This window comes from Pseudomonas sp. CFII68 (assembly GCF_000416195.1).
Classification (GTDB): Bacteria; Pseudomonadota; Gammaproteobacteria; order Pseudomonadales; family Pseudomonadaceae; genus Aquipseudomonas; species Aquipseudomonas kilonensis.
On record NZ_ATLN01000034.1, the window covers coordinates 1 to 16,718 of the forward strand.

The 16,718-nt window shown below is 63.0% G+C and carries 15 protein-coding genes; 6 read left to right on the forward strand and 9 right to left on the reverse strand.

Features of this window, described 5'->3' with window-relative positions:
- Positions 1–253: 253 nt before the first annotated feature.
- The 3 genes from cueR to CFII68_RS20590 all read right to left on the reverse strand — a co-directional run bounded on the left by cueR (position 254) and on the right by CFII68_RS20590 (position 3,672).
- Complete coding sequence (gene cueR, locus CFII68_RS20600; RefSeq protein ID WP_018603223.1) at positions 254–655, reverse strand: Cu(I)-responsive transcriptional regulator; 402 nt, start codon at positions 653–655, stop codon at positions 254–256.
- Positions 652–3,045 (reverse strand): heavy metal translocating P-type ATPase, encoded by a 2,394-nt coding sequence (locus tag CFII68_RS20595; RefSeq protein WP_018603225.1) that lies wholly within the window; start codon positions 3,043–3,045, stop codon positions 652–654. Before CFII68_RS20595 ends, cueR begins: the two co-directional genes overlap by 4 nt.
- Before the next feature lie 243 nt (positions 3,046–3,288).
- Positions 3,289–3,672, reverse strand: a complete 384-nt coding sequence (locus tag CFII68_RS20590) for a hypothetical protein (protein ID WP_018603226.1) — start codon at positions 3,670–3,672, stop codon at positions 3,289–3,291.
- 148 nt (positions 3,673–3,820) lie between these two features.
- Here CFII68_RS20590 and CFII68_RS20585 point away from each other — a divergent pair, with 148 nt between their 5' ends.
- Positions 3,821–4,018 carry a heavy-metal-associated domain-containing protein gene (locus tag CFII68_RS20585; RefSeq protein ID WP_018603228.1) on the forward strand — a complete coding sequence of 66 codons (198 nt, stop codon included), beginning with the start codon at positions 3,821–3,823 and terminating at the stop codon, positions 4,016–4,018.
- Positions 4,019–4,113: 95 nt separating this feature from the next.
- A complete protein-coding gene (locus CFII68_RS20580) occupies positions 4,114–5,316 on the forward strand; it encodes a multidrug effflux MFS transporter (RefSeq protein ID WP_018603229.1) in 1,203 nt (400 codons plus the stop codon).
- A 1-nt stretch (position 5,317) separates the two neighbouring features.
- Here the strand turns inward: CFII68_RS20580 and CFII68_RS27645 are convergent, their stop codons facing one another.
- Positions 5,318–5,488, reverse strand: coding sequence for a hypothetical protein (locus CFII68_RS27645; RefSeq protein WP_168188525.1), 171 nt, complete (start codon positions 5,486–5,488; stop codon positions 5,318–5,320).
- Between the two features lie 218 nt (positions 5,489–5,706).
- On the reverse strand, positions 5,707–6,720 hold the full coding sequence (locus tag CFII68_RS20575) for a zinc-binding alcohol dehydrogenase family protein (RefSeq protein WP_018603233.1): 1,014 nt from the start codon (positions 6,718–6,720) through the stop codon (positions 5,707–5,709).
- Positions 6,721–6,833: 113 nt separating this feature from the next.
- Between CFII68_RS20575 and CFII68_RS20570 the strand changes: the two genes are divergently transcribed.
- From CFII68_RS20570 to CFII68_RS20560, 3 genes are all read left to right on the forward strand, one after another.
- Entirely contained in the window at positions 6,834–7,763 is a 930-nt protein-coding gene (locus tag CFII68_RS20570) for a LysR family transcriptional regulator (protein WP_018603235.1), read from the forward strand.
- Positions 7,764–7,904: 141 nt separating this feature from the next.
- The gene (locus CFII68_RS20565) at positions 7,905–8,639 is read left to right on the forward strand and encodes a helix-turn-helix transcriptional regulator (protein WP_018603237.1); all 735 of its coding nucleotides are present in this window, start codon (positions 7,905–7,907) and stop codon (positions 8,637–8,639) included.
- Between the two features lie 112 nt (positions 8,640–8,751).
- A complete protein-coding gene (locus CFII68_RS20560; RefSeq protein ID WP_018603239.1) occupies positions 8,752–10,134 on the forward strand; it encodes an MFS transporter in 1,383 nt (460 codons plus the stop codon).
- A 253-nt stretch (positions 10,135–10,387) separates the two neighbouring features.
- On the opposite strand, the gene CFII68_RS20555 is transcribed toward CFII68_RS20560, so the two are convergent.
- The 3 genes from CFII68_RS20555 to CFII68_RS20545 form a co-directional block, all read right to left on the reverse strand.
- Positions 10,388–11,341, reverse strand: coding sequence for an adenosine deaminase (locus CFII68_RS20555; protein WP_003197486.1), 954 nt, complete (start codon positions 11,339–11,341; stop codon positions 10,388–10,390).
- 83 nt (positions 11,342–11,424) lie between these two features.
- A complete protein-coding gene (locus CFII68_RS20550; protein WP_018603244.1) occupies positions 11,425–12,390 on the reverse strand; it encodes a 2-oxoglutarate and iron-dependent oxygenase domain-containing protein in 966 nt (321 codons plus the stop codon).
- 146 nt (positions 12,391–12,536) lie between these two features.
- Positions 12,537–13,619: a BMP family ABC transporter substrate-binding protein gene (locus CFII68_RS20545; protein ID WP_033062469.1), complete on the reverse strand. Its 1,083-nt coding sequence runs from the start codon at positions 13,617–13,619 to the stop codon at positions 12,537–12,539.
- A 376-nt stretch (positions 13,620–13,995) separates the two neighbouring features.
- Here CFII68_RS20545 and CFII68_RS20540 point away from each other — a divergent pair, with 376 nt between their 5' ends.
- Positions 13,996–15,087 carry a calcium:proton antiporter gene (locus CFII68_RS20540; protein WP_018603248.1) on the forward strand — a complete coding sequence of 364 codons (1,092 nt, stop codon included), beginning with the start codon at positions 13,996–13,998 and terminating at the stop codon, positions 15,085–15,087.
- Positions 15,088–15,185: 98 nt separating this feature from the next.
- Here CFII68_RS20540 and CFII68_RS20535 read toward each other — a convergent pair whose 3' ends face one another.
- On the reverse strand, positions 15,186–16,544 hold the full coding sequence (locus CFII68_RS20535; RefSeq protein WP_018603250.1) for an 8-oxoguanine deaminase: 1,359 nt from the start codon (positions 16,542–16,544) through the stop codon (positions 15,186–15,188).
- Positions 16,545–16,718: the final 174 nt, after the last annotated feature.

The following is a 16,718-nucleotide window of genomic DNA, read 5'->3' on the forward strand; positions in this document are numbered from 1 at the left end:
CCCTAAGCCGCCGTTACCGCAGAAACGGATATACACCCTTACCCCAATGGGTCGAAACTGAAGATCCACAGCCTTAAGTGAACAGCATTAGGCCCTGGCCGGTTTTTTTGTGGGCACTCCAAAATCTCATACCCACCGCAGCCCCCTGTGGGAGCGAGCTTGCTCGCGATAGCGGTGGATCAGCTTGCATCGATGTTGAATGTGCCGCCGCCTTCGCGAGCAAGTTCGCTCCCACAAGGGCCGGCGGTGGGCATCAACTCTGGCAACACCCCGACGCCAGTTCCTTGAGGATCGGGCAGTCCGGGCGGTGGTCGCCGTGGCAGTGTTCCACCAGATCCTGGAGGGTGTCGCGAAGCTCGGCCAGTTCGCGGATTTTCTGGTTCAGTTCTTCGATGTGCTGGCGGGCCAGGGCCTTGACGTCGGCGCTGGCGCGTTGGCGGTCTTGCCAGAGGGTCAGCAGTTTGCCGACCTCTTCCAGGGAAAACCCCAAGTCGCGAGAGCGCTTGATAAAGGCCAGGGTGTGCAGGTCATCGGCGCCGTAGATCCGATAGCCGCTGTCGGTACGATGGGCGGCCTTGAGCAGGCCGATGGATTCGTAATAGCGGATCATCTTCGCGCTCAGGCCGCTCTGGCGGGCCGCTTGGCCGATGTTCATCGCTTGTCCTCCAGCTGCTTGGGTGTCCAGAACTTCAACAGTAACGCATTGCTGACCACACTGACGCTCGACAGCGCCATGGCCGCGCCGGCCAGCACCGGGTTGAGAAACCCGAACGCCGCCAGGGGGATGCCGACCAGGTTATAGACGAACGCCCAGAACAGGTTCTGGCGGATCTTGGCGTAGGTCTTGCGGCTGATGTCCAGCGCCGCCGGCACCAGTCGCGGATCGCCGCGCATGAGGGTGATGCCCGCGGCATGCATCGCCACGTCGGTGCCGCCGCCCATGGCAATGCCGATGTCGGCGGCGGCCAGGGCGGGGGCGTCGTTGATGCCGTCGCCCACCATCGCCACCACCGAATGGCGCTTCAACTGTTGGACGATGGCGGATTTGTCCGCTGGCAAAACCTCGGCATGGACATTGGAGATGCCCAGCGCCTGGGCCACGACCCGGGCGCTGCCTTGGTTGTCGCCGGTGAGCAAGTGGCTGGCGATGTGCTGTTCATTCAAGGCCTGTACCGCGGTGAGGGCACCGGGCTTGAGCGTGTCACCGAAGGCGAACAGGCCGAGCACCCGAGGCGTCGCGCCTTGTTCGATCAGCCAGGACAGCGTGCGGCCTTCGTTTTCCCAAGCCTGTGCCGACTCGGCCAGCGAACCGGGCTCCAGGCCCAGTTCGTCCAGCAGGCGTCGATTGCCCAGGGCCAGGCGGCGTCCGTCGAGGCTGCCGGCGATACCGCGTCCAGCCAGGGACTGGCTGTCGCTGACATCCGCCACGTCCAGGCCACGCTCGGCGCAGCTGTCCAACACGGCTTTGGCGAGAGGGTGCTCACTGCCGCGTTGCAGTGCGCCGGCCATTGTCAGCAGCCCATCGTCATCACCGTCGAGGGCGGTCATGTGGGCGATGCGCGGCGTGCCGGAGGTCAGGGTGCCGGTCTTGTCGAATACTACGGTGTCGACTTCGTGGGCGCGCTCCAGGGCCTCGGCGTCCTTGATCAGAATCCCGTGGCGAGCGGCCACGCCGGTGCCAGCCATGATCGCCGTGGGCGTCGCCAGGCCCAGGGCGCAGGGGCAGGCGATCACCAGCACGGCGACGGCGTTGATCAGCGCGGTTTCCAGTGGCGCACCGTACAGCCACCAGCCGATCAACGTCGCCAGGGCCAGCACCAGCACCACCGGTACGAACACCTGGCTGACTTTATCCACCAGTTTCTGGATCGGTGCCTTGGCGGCCTGGGCGTCTTCCACCAGGCGGATGATGCGCGCCAGGACGGTTTCGGTACCCAGGGCCAGCGTGCGTACCAGCAGCCGGCCTTCGCCATTGATGGCGCCGCCGGTGACTTTGTCGCCGGGCTGCTTGGGCACCGGCAGGCTTTCGCCGCTGATCAGCGCTTCGTCGGCGTGGCTCTGGCCTTCCAGCACTTCGCCGTCCACCGGGAAGCGTTCGCCGGGTTTGACCAGCACCCGGTCATTCAAGCGCAGGGCATTGATGGCAACATCCCGCTCCTGGCCATCGACTACCTGGATCGCCCGCTCTGGCCGCAAAGCCTCGAGGGCGCGGATGGCGCTGGCGGTTTGTCGCTTGGCGCGGCTTTCCAGGTATTTACCGAGCAGTACCAGGGCAATCACCACAGCCGAGGCTTCGAAATACAGGTGCGGCATGCCGCCAGGGCGGGCAATCACCCATTCATAAAGGCTCAAACCGTAGCCGGCGCTGGTACCCAAGGCCACCAGCAGGTCCATGTTCCCGGCACCGGCACGCACGGCCTTGAAGGCGGCGACGTAGAAACGTGCACCGAAGATGAATTGCACCGGCGTGGCCAGGGCGAACTGCACCCAGGCCGGGAGCATCCAATGCACGCCGAACGGCTGCAGCAGCATGGGCAGTACCAGCGGCACGGACAGCGCAATCGCCAGCATCAATATCAGGCGTTCACGGTTCAGGCGATTGGCCTGCGTGTCAGCGGGCTGTTCGGCCTGCCAGACAGTGGCGTCATAGCCGGCGCGCTTGACCGCATCGATCAGGGTTTGCGGATCCACCTGGCCGAGCAGTTCGAGGTGGGCCCGCTCATTGGCAAGGTTGACGCTGACCCTGTTCACACCGTCGACCTTGCCCAGGGCGCGTTCGACCCGGCCGACACAGGAGGCGCAGGTCATCCCGTCGATGTTCAGCTCCAGGGTTTGCACGGGGACGCTATAGCCGGCCTGTTCGACGGCCTGCATCAAGGCCGGCAGGCTGCCTTCGGGGGCCTGCACACGCGCCAGTTCAGTGGCCAGGTTCACACTGACAGCACGGGTGCCGGTGACTTTGCTCAAGGCCCGCTCGACCCGCCCGGCGCAGCTGGCGCAGGTCATGCCGGCAATCGGTAGATCGAACGTGGTGGATTCGGACATCGGTCAGGCTCCCTGTAGTGAATGACTACAGGATCAACCTTGCCATGCGGGCAAGGTCAAGCGCCAATCCAAAAAGCGCTGCCGATCCCTGATTTGGGAGCTGGCTCTGTGGGAGCAAGGCTTGCCCGCGATGGAGGCACCGCAGTCTGTTGAGTGACCGCGGCGCCTGGGTCGCGAGCAAGCTTTGCTCCCACAAAGCTCGCTCCCACAGGGGGGCTCGCAGCCACAAGATTAAGCGGTGTGTCAGTAACCGAGCCCAGCTTGCTTGAGGTACATGCCTTGTTCATTCATGGCGATGCGGAACTTCAGGATGTCACCGGCCCTGAGGGTGATGTTCTGCGACCCTGGCGCGAGCATGCCCGGGTTGCACCCCGGTGCCTGGCCTGGCAGCAACTTCAGGCGCAAGGAAAACTGGCCCGGCGGCAGGTTGAACGAAGTGCTTTGCTCCTGGAACAGCCTGGCCGAGAGCTGATCCTGGATGTAGATGCCGATTTCGCAATTGGTCGACACTTCCAGGCGCTCGCGGGAAATGATCACCACGCCATAGTCTTCGCCGGCGGCCGAGGCCTGGGGCGCCACCGCTGAAAAACCGAGCATGCAAAACAGACTGAACGCTGACCAGCGCATGGCTGAACCTCCGGTGTTAAATCCTTGATGCGTGCAGCTTGGCTGAGCGCGATGCCGATTGCCAGCCCGGCAGTTTTTGTCAGAACTTGACCTTGCCATGATGGCAAGCTTGAGACTGCTGGCAACCTCAATCCCAAGGAGTCATCTCATGCACACTTTCAATGTCCAGGGCATGTCCTGCGGTCACTGTGTCAAGGCCATCACCCAGGCTGTCCAGGCCAAGGACCCGGCGGCCGACGTGCAAATCAACCTGGGTGCCAAGACTGTCCAGGTCCAGAGTTCGTTGCCGGCCGATGCCGTGCTCGCGGCCATCAAGGAGCAGGGCTATGAGGCCAGCCCTGCTTGAAGTTTTTTAATCGTTAGCGACCTACCGGAATGTTCAAGAGCGTCCGGCACGGCTAGACTGTCAGGCTGTCGAACGACGCCTGAGCGGGACGCCCGATGAACCTCCGTACCATTCTGATTCTTGGCGCCTTGAGCGCTTTCGGTCCCTTGGCGATCGACTTCTACCTGCCTGCCTTTCCGGCGATGGCCACGGCCTTCGGTACCGACGAAAAACACATTCAGTTGACCCTGGCGGCTTATTTCCTCGGCTTATCCATCGGGCAACTGGCCTATGGGCCGGTGGCGGATCGGTTCGGGCGGCGCATTCCGCTGCTGACCGGCGTCGGCCTGTTCACCCTGGCCTCCCTGGCCTGCGCCTACGCGCCGAGCCTGGAATGGCTGATCGGCGCCCGCTTCGTCCAGGCCCTGGGTGGGTGCGCCGGGATGGTGATCTCGCGGGCGGTGGTCAGCGACAAATGCGACGCGGTGGGTTCGGCCAAGGTGTTTTCGCAGTTGATGCTGGTGATGGGCCTGGCGCCGATTCTCGCGCCGATGCTGGGCGGGTTGCTGGTGAACCTGCATGGTTGGCAATCGATCTTCATTGCCCTGACCGTGTTCAGCGCATTGGCGTCGATGGCGGTGGCCTTGTGGCTGCCGGAAAGCTTGCCGGACCATGTGCCTCGGCAACCGTTGTCGGGGGCATTGCGCCAATATGGCCGGTTATTGACCGACGCCGTCTTCCTCGGTCATGCGCTGACGGGAGGCATCGCTATCGCTGGGATGTTTGCCTACATCGCCGGTTCGCCTTTCGTCTTCATCAAGCTCTACGGGGTACCGGCCGAACACTTCGGTTGGCTGTTCGGCACCAACGCGGCGGGCTTCATCCTGGTTGCCCAGGTCAACGCCCGGCTGCTGTCCAAGCGCGGTCCGGCGTTCCTGCTGAGCCGCGCGGTATGGGTCTACCTGGGCGCCGGGCTGAGCCTGTTGGCCGTCAGCGCCTTGCAACCTGCGCAGTTGTGGCCGCTGCTGGTTCCGCTGTTTATCTGCATCGCCAGCCTGGGGTGCATCCTGCCCAACGCCTCGGCTTGCGCCATGAATGGGCAGGGCGCCCGGGCCGGCAGTGCTTCGGCGATGCTCGGATGCCTGCAGTTTTCCGTGGCCGCCGGGGCAGCTGCGTTGGTGGCGGCGCTGCATGACGGCACCGCCGTGCCAATGGCGCTGGTCATCAGCCTTTGCGGGCTGTTGGTGGTGGGCGCAGCGATGCTGACCCGTCGCCTGCAAAATGCCCGGGCGCTGGCCCAGGCCAGTCGCGAAGGCTGACTCAGCCGGCCGCGCGCTGCTGTTGTTCGGGGAAATGATGGGGCGCGAGGATCCGCGCTTGCAGAGTGTGGGCGAAGGCCTGGGCTTCGGCCTCGGTACGGAAGGTGACGACGTGCTGGTCAAGGCGTACTTGCCATTGGGATTTTGCCACTTCTTTTATCAGGATCTTCATTGCTGACCTCCTCACGAAAAGATTGCGTTGCAAAGGCCTCGAGTGTAGACCCGAATGCGATCGCAATTGTGACAAGGATCAATTCTCGGACTGACGGCATGGTTTTTTGTGGGAGCAAAGCTTGCTCGCGATAAATGGTGACGCGGTTTTATAGAGAACCGCGGTGCCTCCATCGCGAGCAAGCTTTGCTCCCACAAGCGCCAGGCCCTCATCGTGGGTCAGAAACCCTCGAGCACAATCTTGCCCTTGGCCTTGCCGCTTTCCAGCAAGGCATGCGCCCGGCGCAGGTTCTCGGCGTTGATGGTGCCGAAATGCTCGCCAACCGTGGTCTTCAGCGTGCCGGCGTCGATCAGGGCGGCCACGCGGTTGAGCAGTTTGTGTTGTTCAAGCATGTCGGCCGTCTCGAACAGCGAGCGGGTGTACATGAATTCCCAATGCAACGACAGGCTCTTGCGCTTGAGCTTGGTCACGTCCAGCGCCTTGGGATCGTCGATCAGCGCCAGTTTGCCCTGGGGCGTGAGGGCTTCGACCAACTGGTCCAGATGCTGGTCGGTCTGGGTCAGGCTGGCGACGTGAGTCACCTGGGGCTGGCCCGCTTCTTTCAGCACTTCGCTCAATGGCTGGCTGTGGTCGATCACCAGGTCGGCCCCCAGGCTGCGCACCCAATCCTGGGTCTGCACACGGGACGCGGTGCCGATCACCTTCAGCCCGGTGAGTTGGCTGGCCAGTTGCGTCAGGATCGAACCCACGCCGCCCGCAGCGCCGACGATCAACAGGCTCTGGCCCAGGTCGCTTTGGCCTTCCTGGATTTGCAGGCGCTCGAACAACAACTCCCAGGCGGTAATGGCCGTCAGCGGTAGCGCCGCCGCTTCGGCGAAACCAAGGGTTTTGGGCATGTGGCCGACGATGCGCTCATCCACTACGTGCAACTCGCTGTTGCCGCCGGCCCGGGCGATGGAACCGGCGTAGAACACCTGGTCCCCGGCCTTGAACAGCGTGACCTCGCTGCCCACCGCCTTGACCACGCCGGCCACGTCCCAGCCCAGCACCTTGGCTGCGCCACCTTCGGGCTGGACGTTCTGGCGGACCTTGGTGTCCACCGGGTTGACCGAGATGGCCTTGACCTCCACCAGCAGGTCCCTGGGACCGGCGGCCGGTTCCGGCAGCTCGATGTCCTGGAGCGATTGCGGGTCGGTGATGGGCAATGAGTGGTAGTAGGCGATGGCTTTCATGAAGCGGCTCCGTGAGATGAGTTCGATGAAGGCGATGTTTAGCTATTTATCGTCGAGATAAAACCGGCTAAAAGAACAGGCTCTTTCAATAATTTTTTGATAATGGAGTCGTCATGCTTCGCTTCGATGACTTGCAGTTGTTTGTCCGGGCGGCGGACCTGGGCAGTCTTTCGGCTGCGGCCAGGGTCATGGACCTGTCGGCGGCGGTGGCCAGTGCCGCGTTGAAACGGATCGAGCAGCACCTCGGCGCGCGGCTGTTGGCCCGTTCCACCCGTAGCCTGCGCCTGACGGCCGAAGGTGAGGGTTTTCTCGAATATGCCCGGGCTGCATTGAGCAGCCTTGACGAGGGCCGGCGGTTGTTGACCAGCGGCCAGGATCAGGTCAGTGGGGTGTTGCAGTTGTCCGCACCGTCGGACCTGGGACGCAACCTGCTGCTGCCCTGGCTGGACGCGTTCCAGCGCGAGCACCCCGGGCTGACGGTGCGGCTGTTGCTGGGCGATCGCATGGCCGATCTGTTCAAGCAGCCGGTGGACATCGCCTTGCGTTATGGCGAGCCGGAAGATTCAAGCCTGGTCGCCTTGCCCATTGCCGCGGATAACCGCCGGGTGTTGTGTGCATCGCCGGACTATCTGGCTCGCCAGGGTGAACCCCATCAGCTGGAACAACTGGCCCAGCACAACTGCCTGTTGTACATGCTTGGCAGTCGGGTCCATGACCGATGGGGTTTTCATGACGGCAAACGGGAAGTGAGCCTCACCGTCAGTGGCGACCGTTTCAGTGACGACGCCGATGTGGTGCGGCGCTGGGCGGTGGCGGGTGCCGGGATTGCCTATAAATCGTGGCTGGATGTGTCCACCGACGTGCTGGCCGGGCGCTTGAAAATCCTCTTGCCGCACCTGCAATGCGAACGCGCGCCCCTCAATCTGCTGTGTGCCCACCGGGCGCAATTGAGCAAGCCCATCAACCTTTTGCGGGACATGCTCCAGGCCCGCTGCGGTGAGTTGACGGCTCGTTTTCCGCTCTCGATGGGGGCCGGCCATTAGTCGCGGGCAAATAGAGAATTTTCCCTCAGGAACAATCGCCTCCAAAGGTTTCCGGAGGACAGGAAAGCTCGACCGCCCCGCTTATACTAGCGGCCGCCTGCGCCAGAGCAGTAGACGAATGATTCAACAGGGAGTGAATACATGGAACATGCACCTTGCATCAGCCAGATCGCCACGCTGCTGGCTGACCCCAAGCGCAGCGCAATGATGTGGGCCTTGATGGACGGCACGGCCCGCCAGGCCGAGGAGTTGGCGTTGCTCGCCGGGTTGTCGCCGTCCTCGGCCAACGCGCATCTGGGACGCCTGTCCGCCGGAGGCCTGTTGAAAGTCGAAGCCCGGGGCCGCAAGCGGTTTTTCCGCCTGGCAGCGCCTGAAATCGGTGCTGCCGTCGAAGCGCTGGCCAGTGCGACGCTGGTCAGTACGCCGCGGCAGATTCCAGACGTCTTCAAGCGCCGGGTCATGCCGACCAAGGCGCCGTCGGCCCCTGCTTCGTTGATGCGCGCCAGGCTTTGCGACGATCACCTGGGGGGAACCCTGGCGGCCGACCTCTACCAGCGCCTGCTGGACGCCGGATGGATCGAGCAGTTCGAGCAGCGGGTGATTGTCACCCACAAGGGTGCCAATCAACTGGCCGGACGTGGCCTGTTCATCCAGGCCCTGGCCCATCGCAACACCCACATCGCCTGTGCCTGCCCGGACTGGAGCGAGCGTCGTCCACACCTGGGGGGCGCGCTGGGGGCGGCCCTGCTGCAACTGTTCATGCAGTCGGGTTGGCTGAGCTTGCCCAACGATTCGCGAGCCCTGCAGGTGACGACGCTTGGCCAGCAGGAAATCCACCGGTTCGCCCGGCAGGACACGGTGGAGATGGCAATCTAGGGAACGCTCCGGATGCGTCGCTCAGGGCTGTCGGCAGGTCGTATTCAGCAATAGCCACCTGCGAGGTTCGCGCACACTCGGTCCGGGGAATTATCGGATTGGGGGAGGCAGCATGGACACTCACGGCTACAGCGCGGCGGAACGCCTGGAACGGTTACCCATCAGCGGTTACCACCGGGTCATCTTCATCATCATCGCCCTGGCGTTTTTCTTCGACTCCATGGACCTGGCGATGATGACGTTCCTGTTGGGATCGATCAAAGCCGAGTTCGGCCTGAGCACCGCCCAGGCCGGTTTGCTCGCCAGCTCCAGCTTCTTCGGCATGGTGGTAGGGGCGTCGCTGTCGGGCATGCTGGCCGATCGTTTCGGGCGAAAACCGGTGTTCCAGTGGAGCATCGTGCTGTGGGGCATTGCCAGTTACTTGTGCTCCACGGCCCAGGACATCGAGACCTTGACGCTGTTTCGCATCCTGCTGGGCATCGGCATGGGCATGGAATTTCCGATTGCCCAGTCGATGCTTTCGGAGCTGATCCCGGCCAAGCGTCGGGGCCGCTACATCGCCTTGATGGATGGCTTCTGGCCGCTGGGTTTCGTGGCGGCGGGGGTGCTGTCGTATTTCCTGCTGCCGGTGGTCGGCTGGCGCGACATCTTTCTGGTGCTGGCGGTGCCGGCGGTGTTTGTCCTGGCGATTCGTTTCTTCATTCCCGAGTCGCCACGCTGGCTGGAGCAAGCCGGTCGGGGTGTCGAGGCGGACGCAGTGCTCAAGCGAATCGAAGACAAGGTCCGGGCCTCGCTGGGGCATCAGAACCTGCCGGAGCCGATCCGTTTGCCAAGGGTTGAGAGCACGCCGGGTAATTTCTTTTCGGCCCTGGCGCAGATCTGGTCGCCGCTGTATCGCCAGCGCACGATGATGATCTGGAGCGTCTGGTTCTTTGCCTTGCTCGGTTTCTACGGCCTGACCTCCTGGCTCAGTGCGCTGTTGCAGCAGTCGGGGTTCGCGGTGACCCAGTCGGTGTATTACACCGTGCTGATTTCCCTGGGCGGGATTCCCGGCTTCTTGATGGCGGCCTGGCTGGTGGAGCGCTGGGGGCGCAAACCGGTGTGCGTCATCACGTTGCTGGGCGGTGGGGCGATGGCGTTTCTGTATGGGCAGAGCGCGGTGTTTGGCGGCAACGTCGGCCTGTTGATCGGCACCGGGCTGCTGATGCAGTTTTTCCTGTTCGGCATGTGGGCGGTGCTCTACACCTACACCCCAGAGCTGTACCCGACCTCGGCCCGGGCCACCGGCTCGGGCTTTGCTTCGGCCGTGGGACGCGTCGGTTCGCTGCTCGGCCCGCTGGTGACCGGGCTGGTCTTCCCCATCACCGGCCAGGGTGGCGTGTTCGCCCTGGGCGCGTTGTGCTTCGCCGTGGCGGCGGGGGTGGTCTGGTTGTTCGGGATGGAGACGCGGGGCAAGACGCTGGAAGAGTTGAGCGAAGCGCCCGTCGCCGACTAAACACTAATCCCCTGTGGGAGCGAGCCTGCTCGCGATTGCGGTCTGGCATTCGACATCGATGTCGACTAATACACCGCTATCGCGAGCAGGCTCGCTCCCACAATTGGATCTGCGTCCAACCGTGGATTTACAGGCGATCAAAAAACTGTGGGAGCGGGCTTGCTCGCGATAGCGGTGTGTCAGTCGATATTGATGTTGGCTGATCCAAAGCTATCGCGAGCAAGCTCGCTCCCACAAGGGTTGATTGTCGGGCCTAAGGTTTCACCAGCCGCGCATCCAGGCTGTTCTGGGCCAGGCGCTTGGCCTGGTCCTGGGTCATGCCCAGGTGGGTATACAGCGCGTGGAAGTTCTCGGTGACGTAGCCGCCGAAGTACGCCGGGTCATCGGAGTTCACCGTCACTTTCACGCCGCGCTCGAGCATGTCGAGGATGTTGTGCTGCGACATGTCGTCGAATACGCACAGCTTGGTGTTGGACAGCGGGCACACGGTCAATGGAATCTGCTCGTCGATGATCCGCTGCATCAGCCGCTCATCTTCGATGGCTCGCACACCATGGTCGATGCGCTGAATCTTCAGCAGGTCCAGGGCTTCCCAGATGTACTCGGGCGGGCCTTCTTCGCCGGCGTGGGCGACGGTCAGGAAGCCTTCGTTGCGCGCGCGGTCGAATACCCGTTGGAACTTGCTCGGTGGATGGCCCATTTCCGAACTGTCCAGGCCCACGGCCACGAAGGCCTCGCGGAATGGCAGCGCCTGGTCGAGGGTCTTCTCGGCTTGTTCTTCGCTCAGGTGGCGCAGGAAACTCAGGATCAGGCCGCTGGTGATGCCCAGTTGCTGCTCGCCATCCTTGAGGGCGGCGGCGATGCCGTTGAGCACCACTTCGAACGGGATACCACGGTCGGTGTGGGTCTGCGGGTCGAAGAACGGTTCGGTGTGGATCACGTTCTGCGCCTTGCAACGCAACAGGTAGGCCCAGGTCAGGTCGTAGAAATCCTGGGAGGTGCGCAGCACATCGGCGCCCTGGTAATACAGGTCGAGGAATTCCTGCAGGTTGTTGAAGGCATAGGCCTTGCGCAGGGTATCGACGTCGCTCCACGGCAGGGCGATCTTGTTGCGTTCGGCCAGGGCGAACAGCAACTCAGGCTCCAGCGAGCCTTCCAGGTGCAGGTGCAGTTCAGCCTTGGGCAGGGCGTTCAGCCAGTCGTACATGGTCTTTTCTCATCAGCGAATCGATGGCGGGCATTCTACAGGCGCTGGCCGCCCTGTCGGGTAAAACCTGACCGGCTGATCCACTACACGGCAAGCGACTCACGCCGGTAAGCATAGGTGTCGGCGAAGCGCGACAGCAGGAATTCGGCGCAGGTAGTCGTTGGGTACTTTGGCGGGTGGGCGTCATCCTGGCAACCGGGCAGGCATTGGATCAGCGTGTCGGGGTGCGGCTCGGCAAAGAACGGCATCGAGTACCGGTCCACCCCCAGCGGGCTGATCACCCGATGCGGCGTGGACAGGTAACGGTCGTTGCTCCAGCGCGCCATCATGTCGCCGAGATTGACCACGAAGGTGCCGTCGAGGGGCGGCGCGTCGATCCACTGGCCGTCGACGTTGCGCACTTGCAGGCCGCCGGCGGCGTCCTGGTAGAGCAGGGTGATGCAACCATAATCGGTATGGGCGCCGGCACCTTGCTGCTCGGCGCTGCTGGCGGTGTCGCGGGGCGGGTAGTGGATCAGGCGCAGCACGCTGACCGGTTCGTTGAAGCGCGTGTCGAAAAAGTCCCGCTCGATACCCAGGGCCAGGGTCATGGCTCGCAGCAGGGTTTGCGCAAGCGCCTGCATGTCGCGGTAATGCTGCTCCATCAAGTTTTCCCAGCCCATCAGGTCGGGGTGGCGGTTGGGGCCACGCAGGGGTTTTTCCGCCAGCACTTCCGGGTGATCGGCCGGCAGGTGCAGGCCCATGTCGAAGGTTTCCTTCAGGTCGCTGGGTTTGGTCGGGTCCAGTTGTTCCGTGGCGACGGCGCCATAACCACGGTGGTGGCGGGTCTGGGTGATGTCGATCTTGAGTTTTTCTTCGACGGGCAGGGCGAAGAAGCGTTGGGCACTGCCCAGTACCTCGGCGATGCGCGCCGGGCTGATGGGGTGGCCCTTGATATAGAAAAAGCCCCATTGGCGGCAGGCGCGGTCGATTTGCCCGGCGACGGCTTGCCAGGCGTCGGGCTCGTCGCCGTAGAGCGGGCTGATGTCGATGATGGGAAGGCTGTTCATCCTGCTTTCCTGATTTAAAAATGGGTAGCCCTGTGGGAGCGGGCTTGCTCGCGAAGGCGGAGTGTCATTCAACATTGATGTCGACTGATACACCGCCTTCGCGAGCAAGCCCGCTCCCACATTGGGTGTTGTGTTGAGCCTGGGGTTTATTTCGGAATCTCAGCCTTCATGCCTTCGACGTAATAATTCATCGACGCCAGTTCCGCGTTGGTGGCGCTCACGCCCGCCGGGATTTTCTCGACGCCGGCCTGGTCCTTGATCGGGCCGGTGAACGGATGGAAGGCGCCGCTCTCGATGTCAGCGATGATCTGCTCGGCTTCGCCCTTGACTGCTGCCGGCACCAGGTCGCTGATCGGCAGTTTCACCGTGCCTTCCTTCAGGCCACCCCAGTAGTCCTGGGATTTCCAGCTATGGTCGAGCACGCTCTGGGTCGCCTGGATGTAATGCGGGCCCCAGTCATTGACGATGGACGTCAGCACCGCCTTGGGCCCGAAGTGAGCCATGTCCGAAGCGTAGCCCACCGCATAGACGCCGCGTCGCTCGGCAGCCTGGATCGGCGCCGGGCTGTCGGTGTGCTGGAACACCACGTCCACGCCCTGGTCGATCAGCGCGTTGGCGGCGTCGGCTTCCTTGCCCGGGTCGAACCAGGAGTTGACCCACACCACTTTGATCTCGGTACCGGGGTTGTACTTGTTCAGGGCCAGTTGGATGGCATTGATGTCGCGGATGACTTCCGGGATCGGGAAGGACGCGACGTAGCCGATCTTCTTGGTCTTGGTCATCTTGGCCGCGAGGAAACCGCCGACGTAGCGGCCCTCGTAGGTGCGAGCCAGGTACGTGCCCAGGTTCTTGTCTTGCTTATAGCCGGTGGCGTGTTCGAAGGTCACCTTGGGAAACTGCTTGGCGACTTTCAGCGTCGGGTTCATGTAGCCGAAGGAGGTGGTGAAGATCAGGTCGTATTTGTCCTTGGCCATGTTGCGGATCACCCGCTCGGCGTCGGCACCCTCCGGCACGTTTTCCACGTAGTTGGTGGTGATCTGCTCGCCGAATTTCGCCGCCAGCTCCTTGCGCCCTTGTTCATGCTGATAGGTCCAGCCGTGGTCGCCGATCGGGCCGATGTAGACGAAGCCGACCTTCAGCGGGTCGGCGGCACTGGCATTCAGACCGGCGCCCAGGCCGACGGCGGCGACGACGGCGCAAAGCAACTTCTTCAAGGGGCGTTTGTGCATGAACTCGAACTCCATTTTGTTGTGAGGTTGGCTGTGCAGCATCAATGCAAAATGCTGACCAACAGGACAACAAATAGTCGATACCTTGTTGTCGTCATCGCGGGCAAGCCTTGCTCCCACAAGTGCAAGGCCAAACCATGTGGAATCAGGCCTTGCCCCAACAGATGGGCAGCCCAACCTCAAGGGAGAGCAAGCTTGCTTCACAAGTGCGCCGCGATACTTGTGGGAGCAAGGCTTGCCCGCGATGAGGCCTTTGAGAACAATAAAGGTGCACCCTGCCTGCAAGCGCCACCCCCTGGTGCATCACCCCGAACGAAACGTTCACCGCCCCCTATAGTCAGTAACTCATGACCCCGCCCACGGTGACAGGCCCGCGATGCTCACTTTGCTCAAGCAAGAAAAACTGCTGTTGCTGGCGCTGATCGCTGCGTGTATCGCCTATCCGCTGGAGCACTGGCTGCTGGGCAGCGGGCAAGTGGTGGCGCTGACCGGCGGCCTGGCCCTGATCGGTTTCATCGTCGCGGCGTCCATGCGCGTGGCCCATCACGCCGAACTGCTGGCGGAAAAGGTCGGTGATCCCTACGGCACGATGATCCTGACGCTGTCGGCGGTACTGGTGGAGGTGGTGATCCTGGCGATCATGATGAGCAACGAGGCTTCGTCGACGTTGGTGCGGGACACGATCTACTCGGCGGTGATGCTCGACATCAACGGCATCCTCGGGCTCGCGGCGCTGATGGGCGGGATCAAGCATGGCGAGCAGGCCTACAACGACGATTCGGCGCGCACCTACAGCGTGATGATTCTCACCGCCATGGGGGTATCGATGGTGGTGCCGGAGTTCATTCCCCGCGAGAGCTGGAAAATCTATTCGGCCTTTACCATCGGCGCGATGATCGTGCTGTACACCTTGTTCCTGCGCATGCAGGTCGGGCCCCACAGTTACTTCTTCAGCTACAGCTATCCGGAAAAACGTCGCAAGAAAGAGCCGGTGGAAAATGAACCGGAACCCATCAGTCTGACGCTTTCCATCGGCGCGCTGGTGTTTGGCGTGGTGGTGATCGGCGCCCTGGCCGAAGTCATGTCCAAGGCCCTCGACCTGGGGTTGGAAGGCTCGGGTGCGCCGCCGGTGGTCACGGCGATCCTGGTGGCCGCCATCTCCGCCGCACCGGAAATCCTCACCGCCCTGCGCGCCGCCCTCGCTAATCGCATGCAGTCGGTGGTGAATATCGCGCTGGGCGCTTCGCTGTCCACCGTGATCCTCACTGTGCCCATTATGGAAGCCATGGCCCTCTACACCGGCCAGCCGTTCCAGATGGCAATGACCCCGGTGCAGACGGTGATGATCTTCATCACCCTGATTGTCAGCGCGATCAACCTCAACGATGGCGAGACCAATGCCATCGAAGGCATGACCCATTTTGTGTTGTTTGCGACGTTCATCATGTTGTCCCTGCTGGGCCTCTAGAAGAGCATCGCGGGCAAGCCTTGCTCCCACAGATCAATGAAAGTCTGTGGGACTCATGGACATCTGTGGGAGCAAGGCTTGCCCGCGATGGCGTCCGGTCAGGTGCCGGCGATCAATTCCCGCGCCGCCTGGCTGTGATCGGCAATCAGGCCCTTCAAGTCCAACCCCTCGACCTGCCCGTCGATGACCCGCCATTGCCCACCGATCATCACCCGATCAGCCCGATCTGCACCGCACAGCAACAGCGCCGAGACCGGGTCGTGGCTGCCGGAAAAGCGCAGCTCATCAAGCTTGAACAGCGCCAGGTCGGCCTGTTTGCCCACCGCCAGTTCGCCGATATCGCTGCGCCCGAGCAGTTGCGCCGAGCCCCGGGTCGCCCAGCCCAGCACGCGTTCCGGCGTGATCGCTTGCGCGCCGTAGCGCAGGCGCTGGATGTACAGCGCCTGGCGGGTTTCGAGGATCATGTTCGAGGCATCGTTGGATGCCGAACCGTCTACCCCCAGGCCCACGGGAGCGCCGGCGGCGGTCAGGTCCAGGGTCGGGCAAATGCCCGAGGCCAGGCGCATGTTCGAACTCGGGCAGTGACAGATGCCGGTACCGGCGGCGCCGAGACGGGCGATTTCATCCGGGTTGAAATGAATGCCGTGGGCCAGCCAGGTACGCGGGCCAAGCCAGCCGACGCTGTCCAGGTAGTCCACGGTGCGCAGGCCAAAGCGTTGCAGGCAAAACGCTTCTTCATCGAGGGTTTCAGCCAGGTGCGTGTGCAGGCGTACGTCGAGCTTTTCCGCCAGTTCGGCGCTGGCGCTCATGATCTGCGGCGTGACCGAAAACGGCGAGCAGGGTGCCAGGGCAATCTGGATCTGCGCGCCGTCGCCGCGCTCGTGGTACTGACCGATCAAGCGCTGGCTGTCGTCGAGAATCACCTGGCCCTGCTGCACGGTTTGCTGCGGCGGCAAGCCACCGTCGGCCTCGCCCAGGCTCATGGAACCGCGGGTCAGCATCGCGCGCATGCCCAGTTCACGAACACTTTGCACCTGCACGTCGATGGCATTTTCCAGGCCTTCGGGAAACAGGTAATGGTGGTCGGCCGCGGTGGTGCAGCCCGACAGCAGCAACTCGGCCAAGGCCACTTTGCTGGCCAGGGCAAGTTTTTCCGGGGTCAGCCGCGCCCACACCGGGTAGAGGGTCTTCAGCCAGGGAAACAGCGGCTGGTTCACCACCGGCGCCCAGGCGCGGGTCAGGGTCTGGTAGAAGTGATGGTGGGTGTTGATCAACCCCGGCAGGATCACATGCTCGCGCGCGTCGAAGAGGTTGTCACAGGGCTGGGCGGGTTGCTGGCCGGCGCTCAGCAGTTCGACGATCACACCGTCCTGCAGGACGAGGCCGCCACGGGCATCGAGGTCGTTGGCCGTGAAAATGGCGAGGGGATTTTTTAACCAGGTACGGGTCGCAGGCATGGTGGCCGGCTCCTCTGAAAGTGGGTTCAGGTTAGCCAGCTCAGTGATGCCCTGTCTGCTGATCCAGGGTCGCCCGGTGGGTAGGGCGAGGAGGGGAGTTTACTCAGGTTGCCGGACACATTTCCAGTGCCCACTGAGATCAAAAATGTGGGAGCGGGCTTGCTCGCGAAGGCG

Excerpts from the sequence above, each read along its gene's own strand:
- cueR (WP_018603223.1), bottom strand. The coding sequence starts at position 655 with ATGAACATCGGCCAAGCGGCCCGCCAGAGCGGCCTGAGCGCGAAGATG.
- CFII68_RS20595 (WP_018603225.1), bottom strand. The coding sequence starts at position 3,045 with ATGTCCGAATCCACCACGTTCGATCTACCGATTGCCGGCATGACCTGC.
- CFII68_RS20590 (WP_018603226.1), bottom strand. The coding sequence starts at position 3,672 with ATGCGCTGGTCAGCGTTCAGTCTGTTTTGCATGCTCGGTTTTTCAGCG.
- CFII68_RS20585 (WP_018603228.1), top strand. The coding sequence starts at position 3,821 with ATGCACACTTTCAATGTCCAGGGCATGTCCTGCGGTCACTGTGTCAAG.
- CFII68_RS20580 (WP_018603229.1), top strand. The coding sequence starts at position 4,114 with ATGAACCTCCGTACCATTCTGATTCTTGGCGCCTTGAGCGCTTTCGGT.
- CFII68_RS27645 (WP_168188525.1), bottom strand. The coding sequence starts at position 5,488 with ATGAAGATCCTGATAAAAGAAGTGGCAAAATCCCAATGGCAAGTACGC.
- CFII68_RS20575 (WP_018603233.1), bottom strand. The coding sequence starts at position 6,720 with ATGAAAGCCATCGCCTACTACCACTCATTGCCCATCACCGACCCGCAA.
- CFII68_RS20570 (WP_018603235.1), top strand. The coding sequence starts at position 6,834 with ATGCTTCGCTTCGATGACTTGCAGTTGTTTGTCCGGGCGGCGGACCTG.
- CFII68_RS20565 (WP_018603237.1), top strand. The coding sequence starts at position 7,905 with ATGGAACATGCACCTTGCATCAGCCAGATCGCCACGCTGCTGGCTGAC.
- CFII68_RS20560 (WP_018603239.1), top strand. The coding sequence starts at position 8,752 with ATGGACACTCACGGCTACAGCGCGGCGGAACGCCTGGAACGGTTACCC.
- CFII68_RS20555 (WP_003197486.1), bottom strand. The coding sequence starts at position 11,341 with ATGTACGACTGGCTGAACGCCCTGCCCAAGGCTGAACTGCACCTGCAC.
- CFII68_RS20550 (WP_018603244.1), bottom strand. The coding sequence starts at position 12,390 with ATGAACAGCCTTCCCATCATCGACATCAGCCCGCTCTACGGCGACGAG.
- CFII68_RS20545 (WP_033062469.1), bottom strand. The coding sequence starts at position 13,619 with ATGCACAAACGCCCCTTGAAGAAGTTGCTTTGCGCCGTCGTCGCCGCC.
- CFII68_RS20540 (WP_018603248.1), top strand. The coding sequence starts at position 13,996 with ATGCTCACTTTGCTCAAGCAAGAAAAACTGCTGTTGCTGGCGCTGATC.
- CFII68_RS20535 (WP_018603250.1), bottom strand. The coding sequence starts at position 16,544 with ATGCCTGCGACCCGTACCTGGTTAAAAAATCCCCTCGCCATTTTCACG.